The organism is Kitasatospora sp. NPDC091257, from assembly GCF_044757675.1.
Taxonomy (GTDB): Bacteria; Actinomycetota; Actinomycetes; order Streptomycetales; family Streptomycetaceae; genus Kitasatospora; species Kitasatospora lactacystinica.
This window is the reverse complement of record NZ_JBIVVI010001584.1, coordinates 1-1,683: the sequence shown is the minus strand read 5'-3', so window position 1 is coordinate 1,683 and position 1,683 is coordinate 1. Positions and strand designations below refer to the sequence as shown.

The following is a 1,683-nucleotide window of genomic DNA, read 5'->3' as shown; positions in this document are numbered from 1 at the left end:
CCCCGGTGACGGCACGGCCGGTCCCGCGCCCGGTCGCCGACGACGGACGCCCGGCCCTCCACGGGACCGCCTGGCACCGCACCCCCACCGGCCCCGCCACCCCGGACCTCGGCCACGGCCCCACCGCCGGCGCCCCCACCGGCCCGGCCGGTGGTCGCCCACCGCGCGGCGCAGCCGGGGCCGGGCGCCCGCGCACCCCGTCGCCGCCTCGGGTCTCAGCCGTCAACTGCCGCAGGCCGCGGGCCGGTTACGGCCGGGCGGGTGCGCGTCGGTGCCGGACCGGCGTGCGCATCCGGGCCGCCCCCGCCCGTGCGGGGGCGGGCGTTGCCCGAGGTCGCCCGCGCGGGGGGCGCCGGGACGCCGTAGCGCGCCACGGCCCACCGGTGTCGCGCCGCGGTCCGCGGGCGTGCTCGGACGTGGAACGGGTCCTCCAGGACCGGGACGCGGGGCGGCAGCAGCGGCGAGGGGCCCTCGGTCGCCCGTCCGCGGACCGTCCCGGTCAGGCGCATCCCGTTCTCGTGCCCGGGGTCCTCGTCGTCGCGCACGTGCGGCAGGCCGTACGAGCCCGGTGCCCGTGTCCCGGCCTCCCGGAAGAAGGACGGGATCCGCTCGTCACCGTGGTCGGTGAAGCCCGCGAGGTGGACGAACGGCTCGCCGTTCATCCACCCCGGGTCCAGGAGGTGGGGGCCGGAGATCTCCCGGATCCGCCGTGCGAGGCCCCCGGTGACCTCCCGCAGCCGCTCCTCGTCGGCGTCGGCGTCGGCGTCGGCGCTGTGCGCGACCTCGATCCAGCCGCGGTACCCGAACACGGCCCGCACCCCTACCGGCGGGCCCCACCACGCCCCGGGGCCGGGCCGGGCCGGGGCCGGGGCGTGGTGGGGTCGGGGTCGGGGTCGGGGTCGGGTGTCCGGTCGGTGGCCGCCCCCTGGCGGGGTCCGGGGCGGGCAGTAGGATCGGCGGCGTTGCATCCCGTACACACCGCTGGTAGGAGGCTTTTCATGGCTCAGGTCACGATGAAGGGGAACCCGGTGCAGGTCGGTGGCGCGCTGCCCGCCGCCGGCAGCCAGGCACCCGGGTTCACGCTGGTCGGCGAGGGGCTCGCGGACGTGTCCCTGAAGGACTTCGCGGGCAAGCGCAAGGTCCTGAACATCTTCCCCAGCATCGACACCCCCACCTGCGCGACCTCGGTGCGCACGTTCAACGCCAAGGCCGGTTCGCTGGACAACACCGTGGTGCTGTGCGTGTCGGCCGACCTGCCGTTCGCGCAGGCCCGGTTCTGCGGCGCCGAGGGCCTGGAGAACGTCAAGACCCTCTCCACCCTGCGCGGGCGGGACTTCCACGACATGTACGGCGTGGCGATCGCCGACGGCCCGCTGGCCGGCCTGACCGCCCGCGCCGTCGTCGTCCTGGACGAGAACGACACCGTCCTGCACACCGAGCTGGTCGCGGAGATCGCCGACGAGCCGAACTACGAGGCCGCGCTCGCCGCCCTCAACTGACCCGCCCGGCACCGCACATCCCCGGTGCCGACCCGCAGTCCGCGTCCGCGTCCGCGGTCCGTGCCCACGGTCCGCGTCCGCGGTCCGTGTCCGCGGTCCGTGTCCGTGACGGCCCGCCCCGCCCCTTCCCCGCCCGCCCCGAAGGCGGCGGGCAGGGACGGCGGCGGGCCGCCGCACACCCACC

At 77.5% G+C, this 1,683-nt stretch carries 2 protein-coding genes; one reads left to right on the top strand and one right to left on the bottom strand.

Annotated features, from left to right (window positions below):
• Positions 1-215 precede the first annotated feature (215 nt).
• Positions 216-809 (bottom strand): Imm7 family immunity protein, encoded by a 594-nt coding sequence (locus ACIQOV_RS40480; protein WP_401056015.1) that lies wholly within the window; start codon positions 807-809, stop codon positions 216-218.
• A gap of 189 nt (positions 810-998) precedes the next feature.
• Between ACIQOV_RS40480 and tpx the strand changes: the two genes are divergently transcribed.
• A complete protein-coding gene (gene tpx, locus ACIQOV_RS40475) occupies positions 999-1,499 on the top strand; it encodes a thiol peroxidase (RefSeq protein WP_401056013.1) in 501 nt (166 codons plus the stop codon).
• Positions 1,500-1,683 lie beyond the last annotated feature (184 nt).